This is a genomic window from Desulfacinum infernum DSM 9756 (assembly GCF_900129305.1).
GTDB lineage: Bacteria > Desulfobacterota > Syntrophobacteria > Syntrophobacterales > DSM-9756 > Desulfacinum > Desulfacinum infernum.
Map to the genome: position 1 here is coordinate 40,291 of NZ_FQVB01000019.1, position 26,302 is coordinate 66,592.

Consider the following 26,302-nt stretch of genomic DNA (forward strand, 5'->3'; position numbering starts at 1 on the left):
GGCTATAACTAACACTGCCATCGGGAACGGATCAAGGAAGCCTTCGTGACGAGAACCGAACTGGACGAAACGACAAGAGCCTGGCTCACCTTGAGGCTTACGCCCGGACTGGGGGCTCGTTCCATGCTCCGCCTTTTGGAGCGTTTCGGATCCCCGGAGGCGGTGGTGCGTGCCGGAGGCCGGGATCTGGAAACGGTTCCGGGGCTTCGGCGCGAGGCGAAAGAGGCGTTGAGCCGAAAGCGCACCCTGCGGCCCGTGGAGGAGGAATGGGAGGCGCTGCGGCGCCGGGGCTGGGGGATCGTCTGTCTGGGCGATGAGGATTACCCGGAGAATCTCAAGGCAATCCCCGACCCCCCACCCGTGCTTTACGTGACCGGCCTGCCGGAGCCCAAGGACCTGGTGGCGGTGGCGGTGGTGGGGTCCCGGTTCGCCTCGCCCATGGGTCTCCTCTTCACGGAAAAGCTCTGCGCGGACCTGGGACGACGGGGCGTGACCGTGGTGAGCGGTTTCGCCATGGGAATCGACAGCGCGGCCCACCGTGGGGCCCTCAAGGCGGGGGGACGCACCATCGCCGTTCTGGGCTGCGGGCTGGATGTGGTTTATCCCAAGCCGAACCGGGATCTTCGCCGGAGGATTGTCGAAAAGGGTCTCCTGGTCAGCGAGTTTCCGCTGGGCACGCCGCCGCTGGCCGGCCATTTCCCCATGCGAAATCGCATCATCAGCGGCCTTTCGCTGGGCGTGGTGGTGGTGGAGGCGGCCGACCGCAGCGGGTCGCTCATCACGGCCCGGCTCGCCCTGGAGCAGGGGCGGGAGGTGTTCGCCGTGCCTGGGCTCGCGCGGCATTTCAGGAGTTCCGGACCGCACCGGCTTTTGCGCCAGGGGGCCAAGCTGGTGGAATCGGCCGAAGACATCCTGGAAGAGATCGCGCCCATGGTTCGGCCCAGCTGGTCCATGTCGGACGTGGCGGCAGGGGCGGCGGGGGAAGGAGGCCGGGACGACGGCGAGCCGAATCTGTCCGAGGAACACCAACGGATCCTTGCCGTTCTTTCGGAGGAGCCGTGCCATGTGGACCGGATCTGCCGGGAGTGCTCTCTTGGTGCGGCCCAAACCATGGCACTTCTTTTGGACCTGGAGATGAAAGGCCTTGTGCGCCAACTGCCCGGCAAGTATTTTGTGCGCCTTTAATTGGTTTCAAGAAAACGGCCGACCGTGCCGAAAAGAGTACTGAGAGAAAACTTATCGAGGGATGAATGGCCAAGTCACTGCTGATCGTAGAGAGTCCGACCAAGGCGAGAACACTCAACCGGTACCTGGGCAAGGATTTCATCGTCAAGGCGTCCGTAGGGCATGTGAAGGATCTGCCGAAGACCAAGCTCGGCATCGACGTGGAAAACCAGTTCAAGCCCGAATATCAGGTGATCCGGGGCAAGAAAAAGGTCCTGAAGGAGTTGAGCGAGGCCGCCGCCAAAGCGGACGCCATCTACCTGGGGCCCGACCCGGACCGGGAGGGAGAGGCCATCGCGTGGCACATTGCGGAAGAACTGAAGGCCAACGGCAAGCCGGTTCACCGCGTTCTGTTCTATGAACTGACCCACAAGGCCATCAAGGAAGCCCTGCAGCGCCCGGGGCAACTGAATCGGTACCTCTACGATGCCCAGCAGGCCCGCCGGATCCTGGATCGCCTGGTGGGGTACCTCATTTCGCCGATTCTGTGGGAGAAGGTGCGACGGGGGCTGAGCGCCGGCCGGGTTCAGTCGGTGGCCCTGAGGCTGGTGTGTGAACGGGAGCGGGAGATCCAGCGGTTCGAGCCCCAGGAGTACTGGTCCATTACGGCCCGTCTGGCCAAGCGGTCTGCCGAGGAGGCCCGCGGGGGCCCTCAGGATTTTCTGGCCAAGCTGTGGCGGTGCGGGAAGAAAAAGGCGGAAATTCCCAACGAGGAAGAGGCCTCGGCCATCGTCCAGGCGGTGCAGGGCCGGATCTTCCGCGTTCAGAAGGTCGAAAAGAAACGCCGGCAACGCAAGGCGCCGCCTCCCTTCATCACCAGCACCCTGCAGCAGGAGGCGGCCCGCAAGCTCCGCTTTCCCGCCAAGAAGACCATGCGGGTGGCCCAAAGGCTCTACGAAGGTGTGGAACTTGGAGACGAAGGGGCGGTGGGCCTCATCACCTACATGCGCACGGACTCCACCCGCCTGGCCGATGAAGCGGTCCAGGCGGTCCGCCGGCACATCCAGGAGACCTACGGCAAGGAGTATCTGCCGGGACGCCCTGTGGTCTACAAGACCAAGTCGGCGGCCCAGGACGCCCACGAGGCCATACGACCCACGGACGTTTTTCGGACTCCGGAATCGGTCAAAGACTACCTGGGTCGCGACGAGTTGGCCCTCTACACCTTGATCTGGAAGCGATTCGTGGCCTGCCAGATGGCGCCGGCCCGCATCTTCCAGACGGCGGTGGATATCGAGGCCGCAGCTCAGGACCAGGACGCGAAGAAAGGGGCTACGGCAGCGTCCGGCATGAGCTATGTCTTTCGGGCGACAGGGTCCGTCATCGAATTCCCGGGCTTCATGGTGCTCTATACCGAAGGCACGGACGAGGGGGACAAGGAGGACGAGGAAGCTCAAAGTCGTCTGCCTGATCTGAAAGAAGGGGAAGTGGTGGATCTCAAGAAGCTCATCCCCAAGCAGCACTTCACCCAGCCTCCTCCCCGCTACACGGAAGCCAGCCTGATACGCGAACTGGAGGAGAAGGGGATCGGCAGGCCCAGCACCTACGCCAGTATTCTGTCCACCATCGTGGATCGGGAGTACGTGAAGCAGAACCGCCGGCAACTGACGCCCACGGAACTGGGATTCATCATCAACGACCTGCTGGTCCAGCACTTTCCGGATATCGTGGACGTGGAATTCACGGCCAAGATGGAAAAGAGCCTGGACGAGGTGGAGCAGGGCGCCTCTCCCTACATCCGGGTGTTGGAGGAGTTCTACAGCCGCTTTCAGAAGACGCTCACGGAAGCGCAAAGGGATATGCTCAACCTGCGAGTGGCGGGACTCCCCACGGGGCTGTCGTGCCCCAAGTGCGGAAAGCCGCTCCATATCCGCTTCAGCCGAAACGGACCGTTTTTGGCCTGCACGGGCTATCCGAACTGCACTTTCTCTTCCAACTACGAAAGGGATGAGAAAGGGGCCATCCGGCTGGTGGAGCAGGAAACCACCACGGAACTCTGCGAGAAGTGCGGCCGTCCCATGGTGGTCAAGCAGGGACGGTTCGGTGAATTTCTGGCGTGCAGCGGCTATCCCAAGTGTAAGAACACCAAGGCCATCGGCATGGGCATTGCCTGCCCCCGGGAAGGATGCGACGGGGAGCTGGTGGAGCGATTCAGCAAGCGAGGCCGGAAGTTCTACGGGTGCAACCGCTATCCGGACTGCGATCTGGTTTTGTGGAGCCGGCCGGTTGCCATCACCTGCGCTCAATGCGGATCCCCGGCCATGGTGGAAAGGGTGAGCAAGAAAGGCGACCGGACCTACACCTGCGCCCGGCCGGGGTGTGGTTACAAGTTCAGCGACACCTGAGACGGGGCGTTGCGGGAACGAAGGATCACGGGGATATGGAGTCCATCTTCCATTTCTTCTTTTTCGCTCTGGGGTGCTGCCTGGGGAGTTTTTTCAACGTGGTGATCCACCGGCTGCCCCGGGGAGAGTCCATCGTGTTCCCGGGATCCAGGTGTCCCTCCTGCGGATCGGGCATCGCCTGGTACGACAACCTGCCGCTCCTGAGCTACGTGCTGCTCCGGGGACGATGCCGGCAGTGCAAGGCGCGCATATCGCTGAGATACCCGCTGGTGGAGTTGCTCACAGGCGTCCTGGTGTTTCTGCTCTACCGGCAGTTCGGCCTGGGGGTTTCCTTTTTCGTCTTCTTTGTCTTTGCGGCCCTGCTGGTTCTCATCGCCTTCATCGACCTGGATACCTATCTCATTCCGGACGTCTTGTCGTTGTCCGGGCTGGCAGTGGGGCTGGCGGCGTCCTTCGTGGGAAGCCACATCACCTGGTTCGACTCGGTGTTGGGCGTGCTTTTGGGAGGCGGCCTTTTCTACGCTGTGGCCTGGGCCTACCAGGTGCTCCGGAAACAGGACGGCTTGGGCGGCGGGGATATCAAATTGCTCGCCATGATCGGGGCCTTTACGGGCTGGCAGGGGGTTCTTTTCACCATTTTCCTGTCTTCCGTGGTGGGGACGGTGGTCGGCCTGGCGGTGATGCTCCGTCGGGGCCAGGGAATGGCCGCACGCATCCCCTTCGGGCCCTTCCTGTCCCTGGCGGCCCTCTGTTATCTTTTCTGGGGCAAGGGTTGGGTTCGATGGTATTTTGGTCTTTTGTCCGGGTAGTCTTCCCGTTTCCCTCCGGAAGAGGGAGATGGGCCGGCTGCAGCCGACAGACAACAGGCCACGGCTAACGGATCACAGCTTTCGGATCACGGATTACGGATCACGGACACACGGACCCGGTGACGCGGAGAAGGTTTTTTCAAGAGGATTTAAGGGAAGGCCAGGACGAGATTCTTCTGGACGAGAAGACGTCCCACCACCTTCTGCGCGTGCTGCGGATGGGCCCCGGCGCCCGGGTTGAGGTCTGCAATGGTCGGGGTTTGTCGACGACGGCGCACATCGAGGAGTGCCGCGGCGGACAGGCCGTGGTTGTCCCCGAGAGCTGGCACGTCACGGCTCCGCCCCCGCTGGACATCTGCCTGGCTGTGCCTCTGGCCAAGTCCGACCGGATGGATGCGGTGATCCGGCAGGCGGTGGAACTGGGGGTGACCCGCCTTCTGTGCTTCCGTGCTGGACGGAGCCAATACGCCCTGGAGGGAGAACGGAAGGAGAAAAGGATTTCGCGCTATATCAAGATCGCTCGGGAAGCCCTGTGCCAGTGTGGAAGGGCGTGGCTGCCGGACCTGGATGTGGTGGATTCGCCTCGGCACTTGCTGGAGATCGTCGGTCGGCAAGGTGCCCCTGGATTCTTGGGATTGCTGGCTTTCGAGGCACAACCCCGCCGGAGCCTTCTTTCGGTATGGCGGGCCCATCCCATGGCGCGACACCTGGTCTGTGCGGTGGGGCCGGAAGGGGGATGGGAGCCCGGGGAGGTGGCAATGTTTCGAGATCGAGGATTCATCCCGGTGTCCCTCGGGCCGCACATCCTGAGATTCGAGACGGCGTGCGTTGCCATGGCTGCTGGCGTGCAGCTGCTCTGGGGCGAACAGAGCCATACCATGAACCCGTAAAGACGAGGATAGGGCCATGCGATGCAGCAAGTGCGGCTTTGTGAGCTTTGACTATCTGGATGCTTGCAAGAAGTGTGGAACGGATCTCGGCGCCGTGCGCCGGGAACTCAATCTGTTCGATTTTCGCCCGGAAGTGCCGGCGTTTGTAGCCAAGGCCATCGAGGCCCTGACCAGTCCCTATGTTCCTCAGCCCGAGGAGGCCCTGTCCGACGAAGCCCAGGAGATTTCCCTGGACGTGATCGACGAGATCGACCTGGCGGCCCAAGCTTCGGAGACCGACGGGGAACTGACGCTGGAGTTGCTGGACGAAGAGGATCAGCAGGAGGTGGTTCTGCCCGAACCAGAGGTCGACGCCGCTCCGGAAGTCTCGCTGGGAGCCGCTGACGGAGATGAGCTGGTTCTGGACTTGGGGGCCCTGGAGGAAGCTGATGTGCAGGACACGGCGGCTTCCTTTTCCGAGAACGAGTTGAGTCTGGGCATCGAACCGATGGACGAAGCCGAAGAGGAAGGCGAGGTGGTCTATGAATTGGACGATGAAGACCAACTGGCCGAGGAGAGCCTGGACAAGCTTCGCCGGGAGCTGGAGTCGGCGGAGGAGCTGATGGATCGGATCGAGGGGCCTGACGAGCCGGATGAAGGCGAAGACACGGTGGTGGTCTTGGAGGAGGACGATCAAGGGGTTGCCGTTCAGGAATTCGTGCTGGAAAGTGTGGATGAACAGAGGGCTCCGGAAGAAGAGGGTGCGCCTCTGGAACTGGATCTGGGAGAGTTTGACGAAATCTCCGAGGACGAGACCATGGACGACGATGAGGCCGAACAGAGCAGTGCCTCCGGGCGAGTGGAGGTTTTGCCGGAAGAGGCGGGGCTCGTCCTGGAGCTGGAAGATGGTCTGATCCTGGAGCCGGACGAAGATGAAGAGGACGAGAAGTAGTGGCCCGGGAGCCCTTTCCCATAAAGTGCTTGACAACCTCACGGGCGATCCTGTAATTTCGCCCTCGGTTTCGGCGAGGTAGCTCAGTCGGTAGAGCAGTGGACTGAAAATCCTCGTGTCCCCAGTTCGATTCTGGGCCTCGCCACCATGAGCCATCATCCATTTTTTGGGGGCCACCCCCCCAAGCTTCAGGCAAAGCCCGCCACCAGCGGGCTTTGCTGTTTTGGGAGCATACATACGCCATGGATGTTCGCGTTATCAGGGTCGATCATTTTGGAGCCGAGGATCTTCTGGAGCGGCTGCGCCGGGTGACGCTGCTCAAGCGCCCCGAGGTGCTGGTGTACAAAGAGGCGGCCATCAGCTTGGAGGAGATGTCCACGGAAGACATGTACCCGGCCCAGCGCTACGTGCTGGTCCAGGAACTCCAGAAGGTCCGGCATCTCAAGTGGGAACTGGAGCGTTTCGGATACGATCTTTTCCGCCTGAACGGCTATCTCAAGGTGTGGGTGGAAGGGGCGGAAGGGCCCATCGATGTGCTCCCGCCCATCGTGGAAGAGTCCGTGGAGCGGAACGGGAGGGTGGTCCCTATCATCAACGACGGTATGCACCGGCTCTTTCTGGCGCATCTGGAATGGACCACGCCCCAGGTGGTCTTTGTCCGGGGGCTCCCCAAGGATCTTCCCTATTACGCCTTCCCCAATCCCAGGCAGTGGGACGGCATTGAGCTCGTGGAGGAATTGCCCGAGGGCTACATCAAGAAGTGGCACCGCATCCGCGATTACCACTCCCTGTACCGGAATTTCAATTCTGCCTTCGACAACGTGGGCGCGCCCCGAGGGAATTTCACCAAGAAGAAGGCGTCCTGAGCCTTGCCGGGGGCAGGAATCGCCTCTAATCCTTTTCCAAGGCCAGTTCAATGAGCCGGTCCAGGAGCCGACTGAAGCTGATTCCGGCGGCCGCTGCGGCCTGGGGGTAGAGGCTCGTCTCGGTCATCCCCGGGATCGTGTTGGTCTCCAGCACCACGATTTCCCCTTCGCGGGAAACGATCATGTCCGTTCGGCTGTAGCCGCGGCAGCACAGGGCCCTGTGGGCGCGGAGGGCATAATCCTGAGCCCTGCGCTTGATATCCTCGGGTACCCGGGCCGGGCAAATCTCCCGGGTGGCTCCCGGAGTGTACTTGGCGTCGTAGTCGAAAAATTCATAGCCCTCCCCGGGGATGATTTCCACCAAGGGAAGGGCTTCCAGGTCATGGTTGCCCAGGACCCCCGCCGTGATTTCCGTGCCCGCGACGAACTTTTCCACCAGGCACCTCCTGTCGTAACGCCAGGCCTTCTCCAGCGCGCCCGCAAGATCCCCTTCCTTCTTCACGATGCTCAGGCCGATGCTGGATCCTTCGTGCTCCGGCTTGACGACCAGGGGCAGTCCCAGGGAATCCACAAGCTCTTGGAGCGACGACGGAGGTGCCTTCCGGTCCGCAACGATGTAGGGCGCGACGGGCAGTCCGGCCTGCTGGTAAAGGTGCTTGCTGACGATCTTGTTCATGGCGACGGCGCTGCCCAGGACCCCGCTTCCATGGTAGGGGATGCCCAGGCATTCCAGGAAGCCCTGGATGGCTCCGTCTTCTCCCAGCCGGCCGTGGAGGATCACCAGTGCCACGTCAATGTCGGAAGCCTCTTGGACGATCCGTGGCAAATCGTCCCTCGGATCGTATCGGAGGACTTCGTACCTGGTCTTGTCCAGCGCCTCGTAGACCTGCTGCGCGCTCTTGAGTGAAACCTCCCGTTCGGCGGAAACGCCCCCCGCCAAGAGGGCGATCCGGAGCTTTCTTCCACTCATGACGTTCCTTCCCTTGAGGACATGATGAACAAATATATGGCTGTTCTCCCTGCGGGGCACACAGCCGTGGCCCCGGGCATCTTCAGTAAATGGACATCTCCGGGCATGCCAGGTCCCGGCCCAGGGTGCCCAACAGATCTCTTGAATTCACGAATCGGGGTAGCTCTTCCGGGACCAGCGGGGTGTGGGAGAAGATCCTCCCCTCCAGGATCCGATAAAGTTCCAAGCGGCGCCTGAGATCTTCCCGGATCGCCTCTGTCCTGCCGTACCGCAGGATCAGGTCTTCGAAACGCTCTTCCAGCCCCACGATGTGGTCGTGTTTCACTCGCTTATCGGCGTAGTTGACCAGGACGGACTCGGTGACGGGTCCTCGGGCCATGGCGGGATCCATCAGAGTGTGGTCCCGCACGATGGGAGCGACCTGGTCCCATCCCCAGCTGCACAAGAGGGAGTAACCGAGTTGGGCGTGATTTTCCCCCGTCTGCAGGGAGAGCCCCTTGGCGATGTCGTGTAGGAGTCCGCCTGCCCGCACCAGATCCACGTTCACGCGGTGGCTGTTCCGGTTGAGGTGCGAGGCCAACACTTCCCCCACCAATGCCACTTTTCGACTGTGTTCCCTGATGTGGGGAGGCACCTGGGCCTTCTCCAACAATTCCAAGCATTGAGCCACAGAGGGGATCGCACCCACGAACCTGGACCTCCTTAGCTTCGAATTTCCTCTTTCGCCTACCCTACCATAAAGAATTGATTATTCAATGCGGGAGGAGCTGTTCCCCCACGCTTGTCACCTAATCGTCGAAAAAGTGCAAATGGGAGAGAAAACAGGAGTTCCAAGGGGAATTCTAATGTTGCGATTCGAGCGAGTGGGGGAACAACAACTCGATATTCCGATTGAAAAGCCCAGGACCTAAAGAGTCTGAAGAGTCAAGTAGTTGAATGAGCCTTGACTGTAACATCCCTGCATCAAAAGCAGAAACATCCCCAGGGCGGAGATGGGGAAAGGAGTCCAAATTCAGCCAGAGTGACTTTGACGGTGAACGGCAATCCGCCTATCTATGACATCACCGTGCCGGCGCTTCCGGGTTCCTTGGGTGCACGGCCGGCGGTTTTTCCTTCTCCCGCACTTGCTGACAACTCTTGGCTCATTCGCCCTTGGCCAGGTTCCGTGCCGCCACCCCGAAAGTTCTTCGTGTCTTTCGCGAATGTGGGGCGGTCCGGCGGTGCTTTGTGGGCGGTTACGGGAAACTCGAAGCGATCTCGGAGGACCATGGACAGGATGCTCAAAGAATGGGAAGCGGTACAGGAAAGGCTGAAGGAGGGTCTTTCGCGAGGGCAATACGATTTGTGGGTCGCCACGCTCCGTTTCTTGCAATTCGATGGGCAGGTCTTGATCCTGGGATGCAGAAATTCCCTGCACAGAGACTGGGTTCGGAACCATCTCGTTTCGAGAATCCTGACACTGGGGCGGGACCGGTTTCCGCAGTTGGAACAGGTGCGCTTGGAGCTGGTCTCCGAAGATCCTCTCCTGGAAAGAGAGGAGGCCGACGATTGGCAGATCCCCGAGGATGCGCACCAGGGGCCTCGGCAGCTGTCCTTCAGGGATGTGGGCCAGAAGCTCCGGTCTCCTTTCAATCCCAGGTTCACGTTCGATCAGTTCGTGGTCGGGCGCTCCAATCATTTCGCCTACGCCACCTGCCTGGCCATGGCGGGGCAGCAAAGCCTGTACAACCAGTCGGTCTACCTCATGGCGGATCCCGGGTTGGGCAAAAGCCACCTGACCCATGCCGTGGGGAACCTGTTGATGACCAGCCAGCCGGCCATCCGCGTGCGGTATGTCACGGCCGAGCAGTTCGCCAATGAGATGATCCGGGCGCTCAAGAGGGACCGCATCGAAGACTTCAAGAGCCGATACCGGGACGGGTGTGATGTCCTGTTGCTGGAAAAGGTGGAGTTTTTCAGCGGCAAGAAGAAGATCCAGGACGAACTGGTCTACACCCTGGACGAGCTCCTGGACCGGGGGCGGCGCATCATCTGTACCGGCAAGACGGCCCCCAACGACATCCCCAAGCTGAACCATGAACTGAGATCCCGATTGGGAGGGGTCCTTGTGGCACCCATTGAGCGGCCCGATTTCGCCACCCGTAAGGAGATCATCCGCCGAAAGGCGGCCTACGACGGCGTGGAACTGCCCATGGATGTGGTGGAGTTCCTGGCGGACCGCATCACGTCCGACGTTCGCCGGCTGGAAAGTTGCCTGGTGGGGATGCTTGCCAAGAGCAGCATTCTGGGCAGGCCCATTTCTATGGATCTGGCCCGGGAGGTCACCCAGGCCATGTTGGATTACCTTCCTTCTTTGGATATTCCTCACGTCGCGGAAGCCGTCTGCACAAGCTTCGGGGTGAGCATGGAGGAGCTGCGCTCCAAGGCCCGCAACAAGAAGGTCTCGGAAGCCCGGCAACTGGCCATGTATCTATGCCGGAAATACACCTCCGAATCGCTCAACGCCATCGCCCAGGCATTCGGCCGCAGCCACAGCACCGTCATCTACGCCATCAAGAAGGTGGACCAGGAATTGGGGCGAAAGAACAGCCATCTCAAGAAGCGGATGGAACACGTGGCTCGGCGCATCGAAACCCGTTGCCTGGATGGCTGAAGCCCCGGCCTCTTGATCCGAAGAAGCTTTGTCGGGCAAGCTCCTAGAGCATGTCTGAGAACGGCAGATTTGCGCCGTTTAACGCCCATTCGTCATCTCCGCAAAAGCGGGGATCCAGGATTTCCGGGAACCTATGGACTCCCGCTTGCGCTGGAGTGACGGTTTGCGGAGACCTCGGACAGCCTCCTAGAGCCTGTCTGAGAATGCTGCGGACGACCTCTTTTCTCGTAGCGCAGCCCTTTAGGGCTGCGGAGGAACCCCCCGCCGTCGGATAGGCCATCGGGTATAGTTCCTATCACTTTCAGGGGGTACGATGGTCCTTTACCGCGGGGCTGAAGCCCCGCGGCTACGAGGAGGGCCAAAATTCCTCGGCCTTGTAAGTCGGCGAGCCATTGTCAGGCAAGCTCCTAAGGTCAGGGGGGAGAATGGGGCCGGGGGCCGGCCACGGCCGCGCACAGGTCCCGGGCCAACTGCTCCACCAGCCGCCCCAGCGCCCGGCTCATGGCCTCGGCAAAAAGCTCGGGCCTCACCGTCCCTTGTACTTCTTCCTTCATCCGATACGTCTTTTGGAACCGAACCTCCCGGTGAGTGCCCTCTTCCCACAAGACCACCCTCACATCCAACTCGGCGTTCACCTTGTCGGAATTCCTCGACAGGGCGAAGCGGTGGATATGTCCCGACAGGTTCCAGGAGGGCGGGGCGGCGGGATTTCCGGGCATGACCACCGTTTGAAAGGGGCCGCCAGCGGAAAGAGCCGTGGCGATCTGCTCCGCCAGCATCTCGCCGGGGGCGGCGATCCAGCGGTGCTGAGACGAGAAGAGCATCTGGTAGGCATTGGAGGAGATGACCATCTCGGTGCGGTCGTAAGGCTGGGAGGCTGCGAAGGGCCAGACGCACAGGGAGGCCTCTTTTCGGGGGCAGGGAAGGTTCTGGAGAGCCGGCACGTTCAGGGCGTAGTAGGTGGGCGGGGCCGACGGGTGGAAAAGGGGCGCACAGCTCGCCATGAGAACCAAGACCCCGGATAGAGCCGCGAGCCTGATCATGGATTGCCGCATCATTTCTTCTTTTCCTCGAAGGGATCCTGGGGGTTGGTGGTGAAAAGCACCCGATTGGGTTCTTCCTTGAGGGTTCTGGCCAGCACCACCAGCTGATCCAAGAGCAGCCTCAGGGAATAGAGGTTCTGGTTGAGCAGAACCAGGGTCTCGTTGGTTCCCGTCCGCCACTGAGACACCATGGCGCGGCTGTCCTGCAACAGTGCCTGCATGTCCCGGGAGGTATGCTGGAGGGTACCGGGCGGTATCTCCTCCAAGTGTTTCGACAGGGTTTCGGCGGCGCGGCGAGCGGCCGCCACGGTAGCGCCCAGGTCGCGGAAGCCACCCTGCAGATCGCCCCGGGAGGCGGATTTTTCCACGAGACCGGCCAGGATACGAAGGCTCTGGGTGGCTTTCCGCGTATTCTGAACAATCTCCTTCAAGTCCTCCTCTCCCAGCACTCTGTCGGCCCGGTCCAGCAGCACCTTGAGGCGTTCGGTGTCTTCCCGAACGTTTCTCAACGTGGTTTCAAGATCCGTGCCTCCGAAGATTCGGTTGACGGTTTCCCCCACTTGCTTCCATCTTTCGGTGAGCCCTTCCAGATCCAGGGAGACGATTTTCGTGTAGATGCTCTCGAAGGCTCCCTTCAACTGCTCGATCTCGGAGGGGTAGGAGCGGATGAGCGGGTAGGGGGGGGTGAAATCCAGAGAGGGGGTGGCTCGGTCCACGTCCGCCGGTGCCGTGTCGATTTCCAGGAACCTGAGGCCGGTGAGTCCCTGTTCCCGCAGTCGAATGGCCAACGTGTCGTCCACCGGGAAGTCGGGGCGCAGATGCATGACCACCTGGATCAGCCGGCCGTCGGGGGCCAGCTCCACCGAGGCGACCCGTCCCACGGCCACTCCACGGTAGTTCACGATGGCGTCCTGCTGGAGCCCTTTGACGGATTCGGCGAAATAGGTGACGTAGGTGGCTTTCTCTTCAAAGAAGTGGGAAGCGCCCAGCCAGATGAGCGCCACGAGGCCGAGGCCTCCGCACAGGATCACAAAAAGGCCGATCTTGAAGGTGTTTACGGGCCGTCCCACAGAGAGCCTCCTCCTTTCACGGGCTGGCCGCTTTCGCCGCGGTGTGCAGCAGTTCCGGGTTACGGTGAAAAAAGGCGCGAACCTTGGGATCTTCGCTCCTTTCCATGAGATCCCGGGGAGAACCCTGGGCGATGATTCCCTTGGCTTCCTTGTCCAGCATGATGGATCGTCTGCTGATGGTCAGGATGCTGGCCAGTTCGTGGGTGATCACCACCATGGTGATGCCCAGAGCCTCGTTCAGGTTGAGCAGCAGGCTGTCCAGTTCCGCCGCGGTCACCGGATCCAGGCCGGCCGAGGGCTCGTCGCAGAAGAGGATCTGGGGATCCAGGGCCATGGCCCTGGCAAGGGCCGCACGCTTTCTCATTCCGCCGCTCAATTCCATGGGCATGTAGTGGGCGTAATCGGCCAGCCCCACCGCCTCCAGCTTCGTATGGACGATCTCCTCGATCAGGGCGCCGGGAAGATCGGTGAACTCCGTCAGCGGCAGGGCCACATTGTCCGCCAGGGTGAAGGACCCCAACAGGGCTCCCGATTGGAAAAGCACCCCGATCTTCTTCCGGGCCGCTTCCAGTGCCGTTTCCCTGTCAGGTCCCGCGATGTTGTACCCCGCCACCCAAACGGAACCCTCCAGGGGGGGCAGCAACCCGATCAGGGCCTTGAGAAGCGTACTCTTGCCGCAGCCGCTCCCACCCAGGATGGTGACGATCTCCCCTTCCGCCACGTGGAAGGTCACCCCTTTCAGGATGGGGGTGCCGCCGTAACCGACGGTCAGGTTTTCGGTCCGAACAATCGCCTGTTCCGGCTGCGCAGGGGCCTTTTCGTCTTTCATGGATCGCACCTTCTCACACTACCACGAAAAGACATGGAAAAGGACGGTGAAGACGGCATCGGTCAAAATGATGAGAAAGATGGATGTGACCACGGCCGAGGTGGTCATGCGCCCCACGCTGTCGGCGGTACGTTCCGTTTGAAGACCCCGGAAGCATCCCACCAAGGCCACGACCAGGGCGAAGGCGAAGCTCTTCACCAGCCCCCCGGCCACGTCCCCCACGGTCAGGATCTGCCAGACTTCCGTGATGAAGCTGGCGGGCGTGAGGTCCAGGCTGAGCACTCCCACCACGATCCCGCCCACAATGCCCGAAGCGTTGGCGAAGATGGTCAGCAGCGGCCCGCTCACGGCGAGGGCCATCACCTTGGGCATGATGAGAAATTCCGTCACGTTGAAGCCCATGACGGTCAGGGCGTCCACTTCTTCGTTCACCTTCATGGTGCCGATTTCCGCGGCGAAGGCCGCCGCGGAGCGTCCGGCCAGGATGATGGCCGTCATGAGGGGGCCCAGCTCACGGGTCAGGGCCAGACTCACCAGGTCCGCCACGAAGATGTTGGCCCCGAACTGGCGAAGCTGCACGGCCGCCTGGAAGGCCATGATCAGGCCCATGAGAAAGCTGACCAGGAAGACGATGGGCACGGCCTCCGATCCGGAGCGTTGCACGTAGTAGAGGATCTCTCGGGGGCGGAACCGCTTGGGATTCAGACAACACGGGCCCACGGCCACCGTCACGCTGCCGATGAATTGGATGAGATCCCGGGTATCCTTCCACAGCTCCACGGCGCCGGCTCCCACCCGTTCGACAATCGGAGGACGTTTTGCGGATGTCGCTGGTGGAGGCGGAGGCGGTTCCTCGAAGAATCCGCTAAACCGCAGGAAGGATTCCACCTGGTCTTCCAAGCGGGTCAATTCCAAGGAGATTCCACGGGCCCGGCAGGTCTTTTGCAAGTTTTTGAGAACGGCGGCTCCGGCGCTGTCCAGGGTCGAAACCGTTGTCATGTCCAACACGATGGTTCGCACATGGGGATCCGACAGGAGCTGGGTGAAGGCTTCGTGGTACCAGCGGCTGGTGCTGATCACAAGAGGTGCGGACGGGGTGCATGCGGCGAGGCCTCCCTCGCGTCTTTCGACGGTCAGCACGTCAGCATTCATGGGACCTCGTGTATGGGGGACAAAAGTCAGGTCGCCTGCCGGCGGGGTTTCAGGGCCCAGTGATTCACAACGCCTTTGATCTCGTCACTCCCGGGCAAGCGGGGACCATGAATTTCCGAAAGCGGAGGACTCCAGCCTCCTTTTCGGAGCAGCGAACGGCCCCTAAGAACCATGGTTGATCTTTTCGCGAAGCACACCGGAACACTTGAAGGTCACCACGCGGCGGGGGGGAAGGATGATGGGCTCTCCGGTCTGGGGGTTCCTTCCGCGCCTCTGGTTCTTGGCCTTGACGCTGAACTTGCCGAAACCGCTGATGAGAACGTCCTCGCCGTCCTCCAAGGTCTGCTTGATGATTTCGAAAAGGGTCTCGATGATCTGGGCGGACTCGGCTTTGGTGAAGACGTTTTCCGCAAAGAGATTCTCCACGATGTGAGCCTTGGTCAGGGTCATGATTCGTCCTTTCTTTCCTCGTTGTCCATCGTCGATCATCGCTTGGGGGCGGTGGAAGGTCCGATCGTTCCGTCCAGTTTCTTGGCTAATAATGGATAATCTCTCGGTTTTCAACAAAAAAATGGGGTCGCCCCCCAAGGGCGACCCCATTAGCTGATCTTGGTGTGGTGGCGGTGCAGGGACTTGAACCCCGGACGCTGCGGATATGAGCCGCATGCTCTGACCAACTGAGCTACACCGCCACAGCGCCGCTATATCTAGATAATCTTGGCCCACCTGTCAATAGGCAAAATCAGTCGCGGCGATGGCGATTGACAAAGAAAGGGCCATCGAGTTTAATGGACATAACTGTTCGAAGGAAAATGGTTTTTTAGCTGCTCGCACCGGTTGCCGCTTTCACGGAAAGATGAGAACGCCCATGTACGAAGTGAAGATCGTCAGTGATTTCGCTGCTGCTCACAACCTGAGGAATTTCCGCGGTCGATGTGAAAACCTCCACGGCCACAACTGGAAGGTGGAAGTGGTCGTGCGGGGTGATCGGTTGGATGATGCGGGCGTACTGCTGGATTTCGGTGAGCTGAAACAGGCCACTCGGGATGTCTTGCAGCTCGTCGATCACCAATATCTGAACGACCTGCCTTATTTTAAAGAACGCAATCCTTCCTCCGAATACATCGCCCGGTTTCTTTTCGAAAATCTGTCCGCGCGCGTCAATGGAGACCACCGCTGGGTCCACAGCGTGTCTGCTTGGGAATCCAAGGATTCGTGTGCCACGTATTATGGTGAATCGCGATAGGCTTTGGGAAAGAAGGAGCAGAAAATGGTCCGACAGAGGCAACTGCCTTTTGGATGTTCATGTGGGCGCCTGAGACGAATCGCCGTTGTGGCGGCGGGCGTGGCCGTTCTTTTCTGGTTGCTCTCCACAGGGCCCCACCAGGCGCTGGCCCTGCAAAAGCATTCCTTGGAACCGTCGGGGCAGCGACCCTCCGGCGCCATGACCCCGCAGGACCACGGGACCACCTCCCAGGCACCGCAGAAAGCGTCGCCCGAAGGCCATGGGGCGCCTCAGCCCGATTGGGTGCAGCCTGCCGCCCCTGCGCCCCACGGAAAGACGGCGGCCCAGAGTGCGGGCAAGGGCACGAGCCTCACACCCATCCGGGAACCGGCACCCCACGGCGTCCCGGCCACTCCGCTCCTGCCAAGCCACGGGGAAGAAAAACCGGGAGCCCCCGCCGCCCATGCACCGTTGGCAGAGGCTCTGCATGGGGAAGAAGAGGGGGTGCACCTGCCGGAAATCTCTCCCACGCCGGGTGTCACCTTCGTGGAGACCATGATCAATCTCATGGAACACGAACTCAACGGGCGCTTTCTGGGTTGGCGCCCCAACGATCTCATCCTGGGGCGTTTCACGGACAATATCAACAACTACCAGCTGGGCGTCTTGGAGGCCATGCGCTTTACCACCCTGCGCCTCAAGGACAGCCTGACCCGGATGGGAGAGGCGGACACCTATGACAGAGACTTGGAAAACGCCCTCAACCTTTTCATGAACAAGGCCACCCTCTTTTGGTTCCCTTCCGCCGAAAGTTCCTACTCGGAAGCCGTGGAGCACTTGAAGAAGTTTCTCGAAAAGCTCAAGACGGGAAGGCGGAGCTTCTACTATCGGGTGGACAACTTCATGTCGCTCATTACCTCCTACGGGGACCTACTAGGCAATGTGAACAAAAGCCTCATCATCGACCGCCACGGCGACGGGAGCCCGGTGAGCTTCTTCGAGGTGGACGACTACTTCTACTATGCCAAAGGGGTGGCCCACGTGATGTACGAGATCCTCAAGGTGGCCCGCGTGGGCTTCAAGGATCAGCTGGTCACCATCGACGCCGTGGACATCATGGACGAGATCCTCCATGAGCTGCACCGCGTGGAGGAAATGGATCCGTGGATCGTTCTGGATGGGGATCTGGACGGCTTCATCGCCAACCACAGGGCCAACATCAATGCCCCCTTGTCCGAAGTGGCCCACCTGTTTGCCATCATCAGTCGTTTCTGATCGAGTTCTTCATTGAGAGCCGTCGCAAAGCTCTCCCCAATGCGACGAAGCCCCTTCCCGAACGGGAGGGGGCTTTTGCTTTCCTGGTGTACACTCCGTTCCTTATCACTGCACAAAGGGGGGGATAAACCCCGCCCCTATCCCCCGAGGCAATGCGTTCATGTAAAGGCGGGCTTACCACCCGCCCTTCAGGACCGCACCACGGGAAAGAATCGTCCCATTCAGCGTTCACCCAGCTGGCGACTCCCCCTTGCGCGGAAGTGACGGTTTGCAGGGTTGTAGGGCAGCCTCCAAGGAGCTTGTCTGAGAACGGTTCTTTTTCCTTGCCCGACAAGGGATTTACTTTCTTTCGTAGCCGCGGGGCTTCAGCCCCGCGTGAAAGGGTCATCGTAAGCCCATGAAGTGACATGGAATACCCGAAGGCCCACACCAGGTCTGGGGATTCCTCCGCAGCCCTAAAGGGCTGCGCTACGAGAAACGCGGTCATCCCTGCGCGGAAGTGACGGTTTGTCGGGTTGTCGGACAGCCTCCTGGGTAGCCTCCTAAGTGCCCGGCTTTGAGCGGGACCCACCCTGCTCTTCTTTCTCCAGGGCCTCCAGAAATCTCCTTTCCTGCTCCAGGTAGTAGTCCAGGTTGGACGGTTTCTGGGCGATGGCCTGGCGGATGATGACAAGGGCGTCGCGGATCCGGCCGTTGATGAAGTAGGCTTCAGCCAGAGTGTCCAGAATGTAGGGGTCCGGTTTGAGGGTGGCGGCCTTCAGAGCCAGATCCAGGGCCTCCTTGGGCTTGTTGTAGGGAGGCGGAGCGGTGGCGTAGAGCCAGGCCAGGTTGTTGAGGATCCCCGGATGGTCGGGAGCGAACTTCAGCGCCCTTTCCAGCACCACGGCCGCGTCGCTGAATCGCTTCTTTTCCAGGAGCACGCCGCTGTAGGCCATATAAAGATCGGGGTTTCGGGGCTCGAGGTGGAGCTCTTTTTCCAGGATGTGGAGCCGGACCTCGTGGCGCCATCCCTGAACGGTGACGGACTGCTGGAAGCGGATGCCGAGGGAGCTGAGGACCCCCAGGGCGGCGAAGAAGATCACCGCCGATCGCAGCAGCTTGCGATTGTGTGCCGCGATCAGCCGAGGATCTTCATGAGCGGCCAAGAGGGTATGGATCCTCTGGCGAATGCTGAAGTGGTGCCAGCTGGGCAGATCTTCGATCTGACCGCTGTGAAAGGCGATCTTCTGAAGCGAGGACACCAACGTGAAGGGATGCCCCACCACCTGCAAGGCGAAGAGATCGGCCTGGCGCTCGCAATTGCGCATAAAGTAGCCGAAGAGATAGCGGAAATAGAGGATCAGCATGACCAAGACCGGAAGGCTGTAGGTCATGGCGAACAGCGAGTGATCCAGGGGGTTGGCCGAGGTGGCCCATGCCAGGACCGTCTTCTGTCTGAGCAACAGAAGCAGGATGATGTCCTGAAAGGCGTAGGACACCACGGCGTAGGCGATGAAAAGGCACAGGTAGAAGATGGCGTGGAGGCGTTTGACGTGGCCCATCTCGTGGGACACCACGGCCTTGAGCTCTTCGACGCTGAGAAGCTGAAGAAGTCCGCGGGTGAAGAGAATGTAGCGAAGTTTCGGCAAAACCCCCAGAACGGCCGCCGTCAAATGGTCTCCACCGTAGAGGGGCCACAAGAGGAAATCTCCCAGCCGAAAGCCGCGCCGCCGGCAAAAATCTTCCAATTCGCTTCGGACCGGCGAGCGGGGAAGGGGCTCGCAGCCCCAGAACCGCACCACCAGGTAGGGTGAAAAGCAGAGAAAGAGGCAGAAAACAAAACCATACAGGACGATCTGACCCGGTTCCGATTGAAACACCTGGGGGATCCTCACGAACTGAAGCAGGTCGGAAACCAGGGCAATGAGAAACCAAGGAATGAGCAGGGCGCTGTAAAAGGACAAGTGTCCTTTCAGAAAGGAACTTCGGCTGGTTTCGGAACGGTAGATGGCCTGATGCACCGGATAGGCCCAGTACCAGACCACGGTCAGGTGCAACAGATAGAGGCCCAGTCCCACCATGCCCGAAACGGTGAAGAAGCGCTGAAATCCCGGAAGGTGCTGCAGAAAGAACTTGATGTCCAAAACGTACACGTCGAAGGCCAGAACCCCCAGGGCGAGAATAGGCAGTCGTGACAGGGTCCTGTGATAGCGCAGGGAGATGAGGGAAGGGGGATCTCCGCGATGGAGCCTTCGGAGCAGCGCCCGGAAGGACCAGGCGCACAGCAGAACGAAGACGGCGAAAACCGCCGCGCCCAGAAAGAGGGTCTGGACGGGGGGGCGGAGGCTTTCGCGCCCGGGCTCCTGGATGGAAAACAGGAGCAGCGCGACGATGAATGTCAGCAGTTGTGAATACATGCGTTCGGCAGATGATCCAAAAAGCGGTGCAACCGCGACCGGGCTTCCTCGCTCAGAACGGGGGCCGCCGTCAAGTATCCCATGGCATGGAGCATCCCCGCAAGGGTATCGGTCGGATGGGGGGGTAGGATCCGCAGGCATTCCTGCAGAATCCCCATGGCTTCCATGTAGGTGTCCATGTTTTCAGCGCGGGCGCTCAGGCTTTTTCTTTCCAGGAGAGCGGCCCAGACGGGGGCCGTGACGTTGGACGAAGCGGACACGACGCCGGTGGTACTGGGATAGTCCAAAAAGCCGGCCTCGTCGCCGTCCAGAAGGCAAAAGTCCCTACGTCTCACCACGGCCTTGGCGTAGTTCAGGGAGCGCCGGAGCGATCCGTGCTGGATGAGTGCGATGAGGCGCGGGTTTTCCGCCAGCTGTTTCAATACGCTGGTCCGAAGATTCACGTGGCTTGTCCACGTCTTGAAGGGGCGCACCCGGTCCGGATCGTTTTCCAGGGCAAAGGGACGCCTCGTCAGGGAGGCCAGCTGGTGGAGCACGTCCGGCAGACCGCGGTTGCTATGGTAAGCCAGAGGCGTGTCGAGCCAGACCACCTGGTCGTACTGATCGGTGGATTTCAGTTTTTGGTCCAGCCGCTGCAGGTGGGAAGCGGTTTCTTGGCGGTCCTTGCCGGTGATGCGCACGAGCAGGGGGCGGTCGGCGGGCAACAGCCCGAGGATTTTTTCCATGACTTCCAGATCCAGAGGTTGCAAGCAGGGGCCGCACCGCACCGGATCCCAAAAGGGCGGATCGATGACAAACCCGTCCGCATAGGGGGCGAGAGAACCCAGGAACGCTCTCCACCGGATCGCTTCCCAGTCTTTCGGGATAAAGAGTCGGCAAAGAAGTCCCCGGATTTGGCAGCCGGCCATGGTCCCCCCTCAGGTGGAAAAGCGGATGCGTCCCTTTCCCAGCAGGTCGTGCAGGTGCAGGATCCCCAGGATACGGTTGTGGGCGTCGGTGACGGGCAGTACGGTGACCAGGTGTTTTTCCATGATCTCGATGGCCTCTCCCACCTTGATGTCGGGTGGGATCGTTCTCGGCGATCGCGTCATGACGTCCCCCACAGTCCTTCCGTCCAGGGTGCCCAAATTCTCGATGGCCCGTCGAAGATCTCCGTCCGTCAGGATGCCCACGAGCGCCCCCGCGCCGTCGGCGACCAGAGTGGCCCCCAGTCCTTTCCTGGATATATGTCGCACCGCGTCGATCAGGGTACATTGGGGATTGACCACGGGGACGGCATCCCCGCAGCGCATGAGATCCGAGACGCGGGCCTGGAGTTGGCGCCCCAATTGACCTCCGGGGTGGAACCGGCGGAAGTCCCGGGCCTTGAAATCGCGCGCTTTGATGAGTGCCACGGCGAGAGCGTCCCCCATGGCGAGCATGGCGGTGGAACTGGCCGTGGGAGCCAGCCCCAGGGGGCATGCTTCCCGGGGAACGCCCGTATAGATGGCCAGATCGCTGTGTTCGGCCAAAGTGGAATGGAGGTTGCCCGTGAAGGCCAGGATCTTTGTTCCCATGGCCCGGAGGCTCGGCAGGATGAAGTTGATTTCGTCCGTCTCGCCGCTGTTGGAAAGGGCCAGAACGATATCCTCCGGGCGCACCATGCCCAGATCGCCGTGCATGGCTTCCACGGGATGAAGGAAAAGGGCCGGGGTGCCGGTACTGCTGAGGGTGGCGACGATCTTTCGGCCCACGATCCCGGATTTTCCCACGCCGGTGACGATCACCCGGCCCTTGGATTCCAGGATCATCTCCACGGCCTGGGCGAACGACTCGTCCACATGTTCGATCAAGGTGAGAATGCCTTCGGCCTCGATGTGGAGCACATCCTTGGCGATGCGCACCAGATCCTTACGGCTCAACGGGAGAGCCGGCTTGGCCGGTAATTCCTGTGCAGCTTGTGTTTCCATGATTCCTCGATGTCCTAAAGGCTTTCAAAGCAGTCTTTTCTAAATTCTTCGGTAAAGGCCACGGGATAGTCTCCGTTGAAGCACGCCACGCAATAGGGATGGGCCTCCAGGGGGGCCTGGGCGCCTTGGAGGAGGCCTTCCAGGGAAAGATAGGACAGGGAGTCCAGGCCGATAAAGTCGCGGATTTCCTCAACGGAATGTTGGGCGGCGATCAGTTCCCCTTTGGTGGAAAAGTCGATGCCATAAGGGCACGGATGCTTGTGGGGAGGGCAACTCACCACCATGTGGACCTCCCGGGCGCCCGCTTCCCGGAGGGTCTTGATCCGGGTTCGGGTGGTGGTTCCCCGGATGATGGAATCTTCCACGATGACGACCCGCTTGCCTTTCAGGATCTCGCGGACCGGGTTCAGCTTGATGCGCACGCCGAAATCCCGCATGGTCTGGGACGGCTGGATGAACGTGCGTCCCACGTAATGGTTTCGGATGACGCCCATTTCCAGCGGGATGCGGGATTCTTCCGCGAATCCCAGGGCCGCGTAGTTCCCCGAATCGGGAAAGGGCATGACGAGATCGGCGTCCGGATGGTTTTCCCGGGCCATGAGATGCCCCAGGCGCTTCCGGAATGCGTACACGTTCTGCCCGAAGATGATGCTGTCCGGGCGGGCGAAATAAATAAATTCGAAGATGCAGTGGGCCGGACGCACCCTCTCGAAAGGCTTGAAGGAACGCAGACCGTTGCGGTCGATGATGACGATCTCGCCCGGTTCCACGTCTCGAATGTAGGTGGCTTCGATCAGGTCCAGGGCGCAGGTTTCCGAGGACAAGACGTAGGCGCCGTTCAGCTCGCCCAAACAGAGGGGGCGGAACCCCCGGGGGTCCCGGGCCCCGATGAGCTTGTCCCGGGTGCACATCACAATGGAAAAGGCCCCCTGCACCCGCCCCAGGGCCCGCGCCAGAGCCTCTTCCAGTCCGTAGCCCAGATTCCGGGCCAGCAGGTGGACGATCACTTCCGTATCCATGGTGGACTGAAAGATGGTCCCTTCCCGTTCCAGTTCCCGTCGAATGGAGGCGGCGTTGACCAGGTTGCCGTTATGGGCCATGCAATAGTATTCGCCCTTGTGGAGCACCACGAAGGGCTGGGCGTTGGCCAGGCGGGACGCCCCGGTGGTGGAATAGCGCACGTGGCCGATGGCCAGGTCCCCTTTGAGCTCCTTCAGGGTTTCTTCCTTGAAGACCTCATAGACCAGACCCATGTGCTTGTAATCGTAGATCTGGCAGCCGTCGGAACTGGTGATCCCGGCGCTTTCCTGTCCGCGGTGCTGGAGTGCGTAGAGTCCGAAGTAGGCCAGCTTGGCGGCTTCCGCATGCCCGTACACTCCGAAGACGCCGCACTCTTCTCGTTTGCTGGGCGTGTAGCCTGTTGGGTGGTTGGGAAGGGGTGAGATCATTTTCTGGAGTCCTCGTGATATTCCTGGATCGTTCTCACGTCCCAGTCTCCGTGCTGCAGTTGCTCCACGGCCTCTGCCATGGCCTTGGCCCCGGCGATGGTCGTGGCATAGGGGATGTTGTAGAGGAGCGTGGTCCGCCGGATGAGGTAGGCGTCGGAGAAGGTCCGCTTCCCCAACGACGTGTTGATCACCATTTGCACCTGCTTGTTTTTGATGTAGTCCACCACGTGGGGCCGTCCCTCGCTGAGCTTGAAGACCAGGGTGGACGGGACCCCGTGTTCTTCCAGGAACCGGCAGGTTCCGGCCGTGGCGATGATCTGAAAGCCCATATCCGCAAATTTCCGGGCCACCTCCACCGCCCTGGGCTTGTCCCGATCGTGGACGCTCACGAAAACCGTTCCGGACCGGGGAAGGTCATAGCCGGAAGCCGCCTGGGCCTTGGCGTAGGCGATGCCGAAGGTGGAGCCGATGCCCATCACTTCTCCGGTGGATTTCATTTCCGGACCCAGCAGAATATCCACGTTGGGAAACCGCGAAAAGGGGAAGACCGCTTCCTTGACCGAAAGGTGCTTGGGTTCCACTTCCTCGGTGAATCCCAGTTCGCTAAGTTTGCGGCCCATCATCACCTTGGTGGCGATCTTGGCCAGGGGCACCCCGATGGCCTTGCTCACGAAAGGAACGGTTCGGGACGCCCGGGGATTCACCTCCAGGATGTAGATTTCCCCTTTCTGGATGGCGAACTGCACGTTCATGAGGCCCACTACCTTGAGGCCGTGGGCCAGCAGCCGGGTCTGGCGCTTGATCTCCTCCTGGACCTCCCGGGACAAGCTGATGGGTGGCAGCACGCAGGCGCTGTCCCCGGAATGGATGCCCGCCGCTTCGATGTGCTCCATGATCCCGCCGATCACGGTGAGTTCCCCGTCACAGACCGCATCCACGTCCAGCTCGATGGCATCTTCCAGGAACTGGTCGATCAGGATGGGATGCCCAGGGGAAACCTCCACGGCCGTCTTCATGAATTCCCGCAGCATCTCCTCATCGTAAACGATTTCCATGGCCCGGCCTCCCAGCACGTAGGAGGGGCGGACCACCACCGGATAGCCGATCTCGCGGGCCGCCCGGGCGGCTTCGTCCGCCGTGAAGGCCGTGGCGTTCCGGGGCTGCTTGAGGCCCAGGTCCTGCAAGAGCTTCTGGAACCGTTTGCGGTCTTCGGCCAGATCGATGGCGTCCGGGCTGGTCCCGATGATTCGGGCTCCGGCCTTTTCCAGAGGTACGGCCAGGTTCAGGGGGGTCTGGCCTCCGAACTGGACGATGAGCCCTTCCGGTCTTTCCGTTTCCAGGATGTGCAGCACGTCCTCACGGGTCAGGGGTTCGAAATAGAGCTTGTCGGACGTGTCGTAGTCCGTGGAAACCGTCTCCGGGTTGGAATTGACCATGATGGACTCAATGCCCATCTCGCGCAGGGCGAAGCTTGCATGGACGCAGCAGTAGTCGAATTCGATGCCCTGGCCGATCCGGTTGGGTCCGCCGCCCAGGATGGCCACCTTGCGGCGGTCGGTGGGCCGAGCCTCGTCTTCCTCCTCGTAGGTGGAATAGAAGTAGGGAGTGTAGGCTTCGAATTCGGCGGCGCAGGTGTCCACCAGCTTGTAGACGGGGCGGATGCCCCATTCCAGCCGTTTCCGGCGGATCGTTTCCTCGTCGGTTCCCGTGAGCTGCCCCAGGCGGATGTCCGAAAAGCCCCACGATTTGGCCAGGCGAAGCTTGGCCGGATCCTTCAGGAGGTCCTCCGTCCGGATCGCTTCCTCCATGAGCACGATCTCCCGGATGTGATGGAGGAACCAGGGGTCGATCCAGGTGAGCCGATAAATCTCGTCCACGTCGAGCCCCAGCTTCAGGGCTTCGGCGATCTGGAAGAGGCGCTTGGAATTGGGTCGGCGCAGGCTTTGTTTCAGCTCCTCGATCCGTTCCGGGGAGACCACCGGATCCGGATCGGTGAAGCCGTAGCGACCGATCTCCAGGGAGCGGACGGCCTTCTGGAGGGATTCCTTGAAGGTGCGGCCGATGGCCATGGTTTCCCCCACCGACTTCATGGACGTGGTGAGAAGATCTTCGGTGTTGGGAAACTTTTCGAAGGTGAACCGGGGCACCTTGGTCACCACATAGTCGATGGTGGGCTCGAAGGACGCCTTGGTTTCCCGGGTGATGTCGTTGGCCAGTTCGTCCAGGGAAAAGCCCACGGCCAGCTTGGCGGCGATCTTGGCGATGGGAAATCCCGTGGCCTTGGAAGCCAGGGCCGAAGACCGCGACACGCGGGGGTTCATCTCGATCACCACCATGTCCCCGTTTTCCGGGTTGATGGCGAACTGGACGTTGGACCCTCCCGTCTCCACGCCGATCTCCCTCAAGATCGCGATGGCGGCGTCGCGCATCCGCTGGTATTCAGCGTCAGTCAGGGTCTGGGCCGGGGCCACCGTGATGGAATCGCCCGTGTGGACGCCCATGGGATCCATGTTCTCGATGGAACAGATGATCACCACGTTGTCCATGTGGTCGCGCATCACTTCCAGCTCGAACTCTTTCCATCCCAACACCGACTCTTCCAGCATGATCTGGTGGATCATGCTGGCATCCAAGCCTGCCCGGGCCAGTTCCACCAGCTCCTCCCGGTTGTAGGCCACCCCGCCTCCCGTACCGCCCAGCGTGAACGCGGGGCGCGAGATGATGGGAAATCCGATCTCCTCGGCGATGGCCAGGGCTTCCTGTTCGTTGTTGGCGATGCCGCTTCGCGGGACCTTCAGCCCGATGCGGGCCATGGCCTCCCGGAAGAGAGCCCGGTCTTCGGCCTTGCGGATCGCGTCCACCCGGGCTCCGATCATCTCCACGCCGTATTCTTCCAATACTCCCATTTCGGCCAGCTTGATGGCCGTGTTCAACCCCGTTTGTCCTCCCAGGGTGGGCAGCAGCGCATCGGGGCGTTCCCGTCGAATCACCTTGGCCACCGCTTCCGCCGTGATGGGTTCGATGTAGGTGCGGTCCGCCGTTTCCGGGTCGGTCATGATGGTGGCCGGGTTGCTGTTGATCAGGACGATTTCGTAGCCTTCCTCGCGAAGGGCCTTGCACGCCTGGGTGCCGGAGTAGTCGAATTCGCACGCCTGGCCGATGACGATGGGGCCGGAACCGATGACGAGAATCTTTTGGATGTCCGTGCGTTTGGGCATGAGGTGTTC

Annotated in this window: 21 protein-coding genes and 2 tRNA genes; 10 read left to right on the top strand and 13 right to left on the bottom strand. The window is 61.0% G+C overall.

Annotated features, from left to right (window positions below; genetic code table 11):
- Window positions 1-45 precede the first annotated feature (45 nt).
- The 7 genes from dprA (at window position 46) to BUB04_RS10505 (ending at window position 7,065) form a co-directional block, all read left to right on the top strand.
- Window positions 46-1,185, top strand: a complete 1,140-nt coding sequence (gene dprA / locus BUB04_RS10475; protein ID WP_218588427.1) for a DNA-processing protein DprA — start codon at window positions 46-48, stop codon at window positions 1,183-1,185.
- A 65-nt stretch (window positions 1,186-1,250) separates the two neighbouring features.
- The gene (gene topA, locus BUB04_RS10480; protein ID WP_073039098.1) at window positions 1,251-3,569 is read left to right on the top strand and encodes a type I DNA topoisomerase; all 2,319 of its coding nucleotides are present in this window, start codon (window positions 1,251-1,253) and stop codon (window positions 3,567-3,569) included.
- Between the two features lie 35 nt (window positions 3,570-3,604).
- Complete coding sequence (locus BUB04_RS10485; protein ID WP_073039100.1) at window positions 3,605-4,378, top strand: prepilin peptidase; 774 nt, start codon at window positions 3,605-3,607, stop codon at window positions 4,376-4,378.
- A gap of 119 nt (window positions 4,379-4,497) precedes the next feature.
- Entirely contained in the window at window positions 4,498-5,268 is a 771-nt protein-coding gene (locus BUB04_RS10490) for an RsmE family RNA methyltransferase (RefSeq protein WP_073039102.1), read from the top strand.
- Window positions 5,269-5,284: 16 nt separating this feature from the next.
- Window positions 5,285-6,199 (top strand): hypothetical protein, encoded by a 915-nt coding sequence (locus tag BUB04_RS10495; RefSeq protein WP_073039104.1) that lies wholly within the window; start codon window positions 5,285-5,287, stop codon window positions 6,197-6,199.
- A 72-nt stretch (window positions 6,200-6,271) separates the two neighbouring features.
- Window positions 6,272-6,347, top strand: a tRNA-Phe gene (locus BUB04_RS10500).
- 94 nt (window positions 6,348-6,441) lie between these two features.
- Complete coding sequence (locus tag BUB04_RS10505; RefSeq protein WP_073039106.1) at window positions 6,442-7,065, top strand: hypothetical protein; 624 nt, start codon at window positions 6,442-6,444, stop codon at window positions 7,063-7,065.
- A gap of 25 nt (window positions 7,066-7,090) precedes the next feature.
- Here BUB04_RS10505 and BUB04_RS10510 read toward each other — a convergent pair whose 3' ends face one another.
- Window positions 7,091-8,035: a D-alanine--D-alanine ligase family protein gene (locus BUB04_RS10510; RefSeq protein ID WP_073039108.1), complete on the bottom strand. Its 945-nt coding sequence runs from the start codon at window positions 8,033-8,035 to the stop codon at window positions 7,091-7,093.
- Between the two features lie 82 nt (window positions 8,036-8,117).
- Window positions 8,118-8,723: an HD domain-containing protein gene (locus tag BUB04_RS10515; RefSeq protein WP_178371966.1), complete on the bottom strand. Its 606-nt coding sequence runs from the start codon at window positions 8,721-8,723 to the stop codon at window positions 8,118-8,120.
- A gap of 588 nt (window positions 8,724-9,311) precedes the next feature.
- On the opposite strand from BUB04_RS10515, the gene dnaA reads away from it, so the two are divergent.
- Window positions 9,312-10,688 carry a chromosomal replication initiator protein DnaA gene (gene dnaA / locus BUB04_RS10520; protein ID WP_178371967.1) on the top strand — a complete coding sequence of 459 codons (1,377 nt, stop codon included), beginning with the start codon at window positions 9,312-9,314 and terminating at the stop codon, window positions 10,686-10,688.
- Window positions 10,689-11,101: 413 nt separating this feature from the next.
- On the opposite strand, the gene BUB04_RS10525 is transcribed toward dnaA, so the two are convergent.
- The 6 genes from BUB04_RS10525 to BUB04_RS10550 form a co-directional block, all read right to left on the bottom strand.
- Entirely contained in the window at window positions 11,102-11,746 is a 645-nt protein-coding gene (locus BUB04_RS10525) for an ABC-type transport auxiliary lipoprotein family protein (RefSeq protein WP_073039114.1), read from the bottom strand.
- Window positions 11,743-12,801: an MlaD family protein gene (locus tag BUB04_RS10530; RefSeq protein ID WP_073039116.1), complete on the bottom strand. Its 1,059-nt coding sequence runs from the start codon at window positions 12,799-12,801 to the stop codon at window positions 11,743-11,745. Before BUB04_RS10530 ends, BUB04_RS10525 begins: the two co-directional genes overlap by 4 nt.
- Before the next feature lie 16 nt (window positions 12,802-12,817).
- Entirely contained in the window at window positions 12,818-13,630 is an 813-nt protein-coding gene (locus tag BUB04_RS10535) for an ABC transporter ATP-binding protein (RefSeq protein WP_073039118.1), read from the bottom strand.
- Between the two features lie 18 nt (window positions 13,631-13,648).
- Complete coding sequence (locus BUB04_RS10540) at window positions 13,649-14,782, bottom strand: MlaE family lipid ABC transporter permease subunit (protein ID WP_073039120.1); 1,134 nt, start codon at window positions 14,780-14,782, stop codon at window positions 13,649-13,651.
- A gap of 162 nt (window positions 14,783-14,944) precedes the next feature.
- Entirely contained in the window at window positions 14,945-15,232 is a 288-nt protein-coding gene (locus tag BUB04_RS10545; protein ID WP_073039186.1) for an integration host factor subunit alpha, read from the bottom strand.
- Window positions 15,233-15,397: 165 nt separating this feature from the next.
- A tRNA-Met gene (locus BUB04_RS10550) sits at window positions 15,398-15,474 on the bottom strand.
- A 176-nt stretch (window positions 15,475-15,650) separates the two neighbouring features.
- On the opposite strand from BUB04_RS10550, the gene queD reads away from it, so the two are divergent.
- Both queD and BUB04_RS10560 read left to right on the top strand, forming a co-directional pair.
- Complete coding sequence (gene queD, locus BUB04_RS10555) at window positions 15,651-16,028, top strand: 6-carboxytetrahydropterin synthase QueD (protein ID WP_073039122.1); 378 nt, start codon at window positions 15,651-15,653, stop codon at window positions 16,026-16,028.
- 24 nt (window positions 16,029-16,052) lie between these two features.
- Window positions 16,053-17,282 carry a DUF2333 family protein gene (locus tag BUB04_RS10560; RefSeq protein WP_084076400.1) on the top strand — a complete coding sequence of 410 codons (1,230 nt, stop codon included), beginning with the start codon at window positions 16,053-16,055 and terminating at the stop codon, window positions 17,280-17,282.
- A gap of 542 nt (window positions 17,283-17,824) precedes the next feature.
- On the opposite strand, the gene BUB04_RS10565 is transcribed toward BUB04_RS10560, so the two are convergent.
- From BUB04_RS10565 to carB, 5 genes are read right to left on the bottom strand one after another with little or no spacing between them, the layout of a single operon-like run.
- Window positions 17,825-19,678 (bottom strand): M48 family metallopeptidase, encoded by a 1,854-nt coding sequence (locus BUB04_RS10565; RefSeq protein ID WP_073039126.1) that lies wholly within the window; start codon window positions 19,676-19,678, stop codon window positions 17,825-17,827.
- Window positions 19,660-20,586 (bottom strand): beta/alpha barrel domain-containing protein, encoded by a 927-nt coding sequence (locus BUB04_RS19350; RefSeq protein ID WP_073039128.1) that lies wholly within the window; start codon window positions 20,584-20,586, stop codon window positions 19,660-19,662. Before BUB04_RS19350 ends, BUB04_RS10565 begins: the two co-directional genes overlap by 19 nt.
- Before the next feature lie 9 nt (window positions 20,587-20,595).
- A complete protein-coding gene (locus BUB04_RS10575) occupies window positions 20,596-21,627 on the bottom strand; it encodes a KpsF/GutQ family sugar-phosphate isomerase (RefSeq protein WP_073039130.1) in 1,032 nt (343 codons plus the stop codon).
- 14 nt (window positions 21,628-21,641) lie between these two features.
- The gene (gene purF, locus BUB04_RS10580) at window positions 21,642-23,075 is read right to left on the bottom strand and encodes an amidophosphoribosyltransferase (protein WP_073039132.1); all 1,434 of its coding nucleotides are present in this window, start codon (window positions 23,073-23,075) and stop codon (window positions 21,642-21,644) included.
- Window positions 23,072-26,293, bottom strand: a complete 3,222-nt coding sequence (gene carB / locus BUB04_RS10585) for a carbamoyl-phosphate synthase large subunit (RefSeq protein ID WP_073039134.1) — start codon at window positions 26,291-26,293, stop codon at window positions 23,072-23,074. Before carB ends, purF begins: the two co-directional genes overlap by 4 nt.
- Window positions 26,294-26,302: the final 9 nt, after the last annotated feature.

Bases quoted from the DNA above. Each gene is read 5' to 3' on its own strand.
- topA (WP_073039098.1), top strand. From the start codon at position 1,251: ATGGCCAAGTCACTGCTGATCGTAGAGAGTCCGACCAAGGCGAGAACA.
- BUB04_RS10485 (WP_073039100.1), top strand. From the start codon at position 3,605: ATGGAGTCCATCTTCCATTTCTTCTTTTTCGCTCTGGGGTGCTGCCTG.
- BUB04_RS10495 (WP_073039104.1), top strand. From the start codon at position 5,285: ATGCGATGCAGCAAGTGCGGCTTTGTGAGCTTTGACTATCTGGATGCT.
- BUB04_RS10505 (WP_073039106.1), top strand. From the start codon at position 6,442: ATGGATGTTCGCGTTATCAGGGTCGATCATTTTGGAGCCGAGGATCTT.
- BUB04_RS10510 (WP_073039108.1), bottom strand. From the start codon at position 8,035: ATGAGTGGAAGAAAGCTCCGGATCGCCCTCTTGGCGGGGGGCGTTTCC.
- dnaA (WP_178371967.1), top strand. From the start codon at position 9,312: ATGCTCAAAGAATGGGAAGCGGTACAGGAAAGGCTGAAGGAGGGTCTT.
- BUB04_RS10525 (WP_073039114.1), bottom strand. From the start codon at position 11,746: ATGATGCGGCAATCCATGATCAGGCTCGCGGCTCTATCCGGGGTCTTG.
- BUB04_RS10535 (WP_073039118.1), bottom strand. From the start codon at position 13,630: ATGAAAGACGAAAAGGCCCCTGCGCAGCCGGAACAGGCGATTGTTCGG.
- BUB04_RS10540 (WP_073039120.1), bottom strand. From the start codon at position 14,782: ATGAATGCTGACGTGCTGACCGTCGAAAGACGCGAGGGAGGCCTCGCC.
- BUB04_RS10545 (WP_073039186.1), bottom strand. From the start codon at position 15,232: ATGACCCTGACCAAGGCTCACATCGTGGAGAATCTCTTTGCGGAAAAC.
- queD (WP_073039122.1), top strand. From the start codon at position 15,651: ATGTACGAAGTGAAGATCGTCAGTGATTTCGCTGCTGCTCACAACCTG.
- BUB04_RS10560 (WP_084076400.1), top strand. From the start codon at position 16,053: ATGGTCCGACAGAGGCAACTGCCTTTTGGATGTTCATGTGGGCGCCTG.
- BUB04_RS10565 (WP_073039126.1), bottom strand. From the start codon at position 19,678: ATGTATTCACAACTGCTGACATTCATCGTCGCGCTGCTCCTGTTTTCC.
- BUB04_RS19350 (WP_073039128.1), bottom strand. From the start codon at position 20,586: ATGGCCGGCTGCCAAATCCGGGGACTTCTTTGCCGACTCTTTATCCCG.
- BUB04_RS10575 (WP_073039130.1), bottom strand. From the start codon at position 21,627: ATGGAAACACAAGCTGCACAGGAATTACCGGCCAAGCCGGCTCTCCCG.
- purF (WP_073039132.1), bottom strand. From the start codon at position 23,075: ATGATCTCACCCCTTCCCAACCACCCAACAGGCTACACGCCCAGCAAA.
- carB (WP_073039134.1), bottom strand. From the start codon at position 26,293: ATGCCCAAACGCACGGACATCCAAAAGATTCTCGTCATCGGTTCCGGC.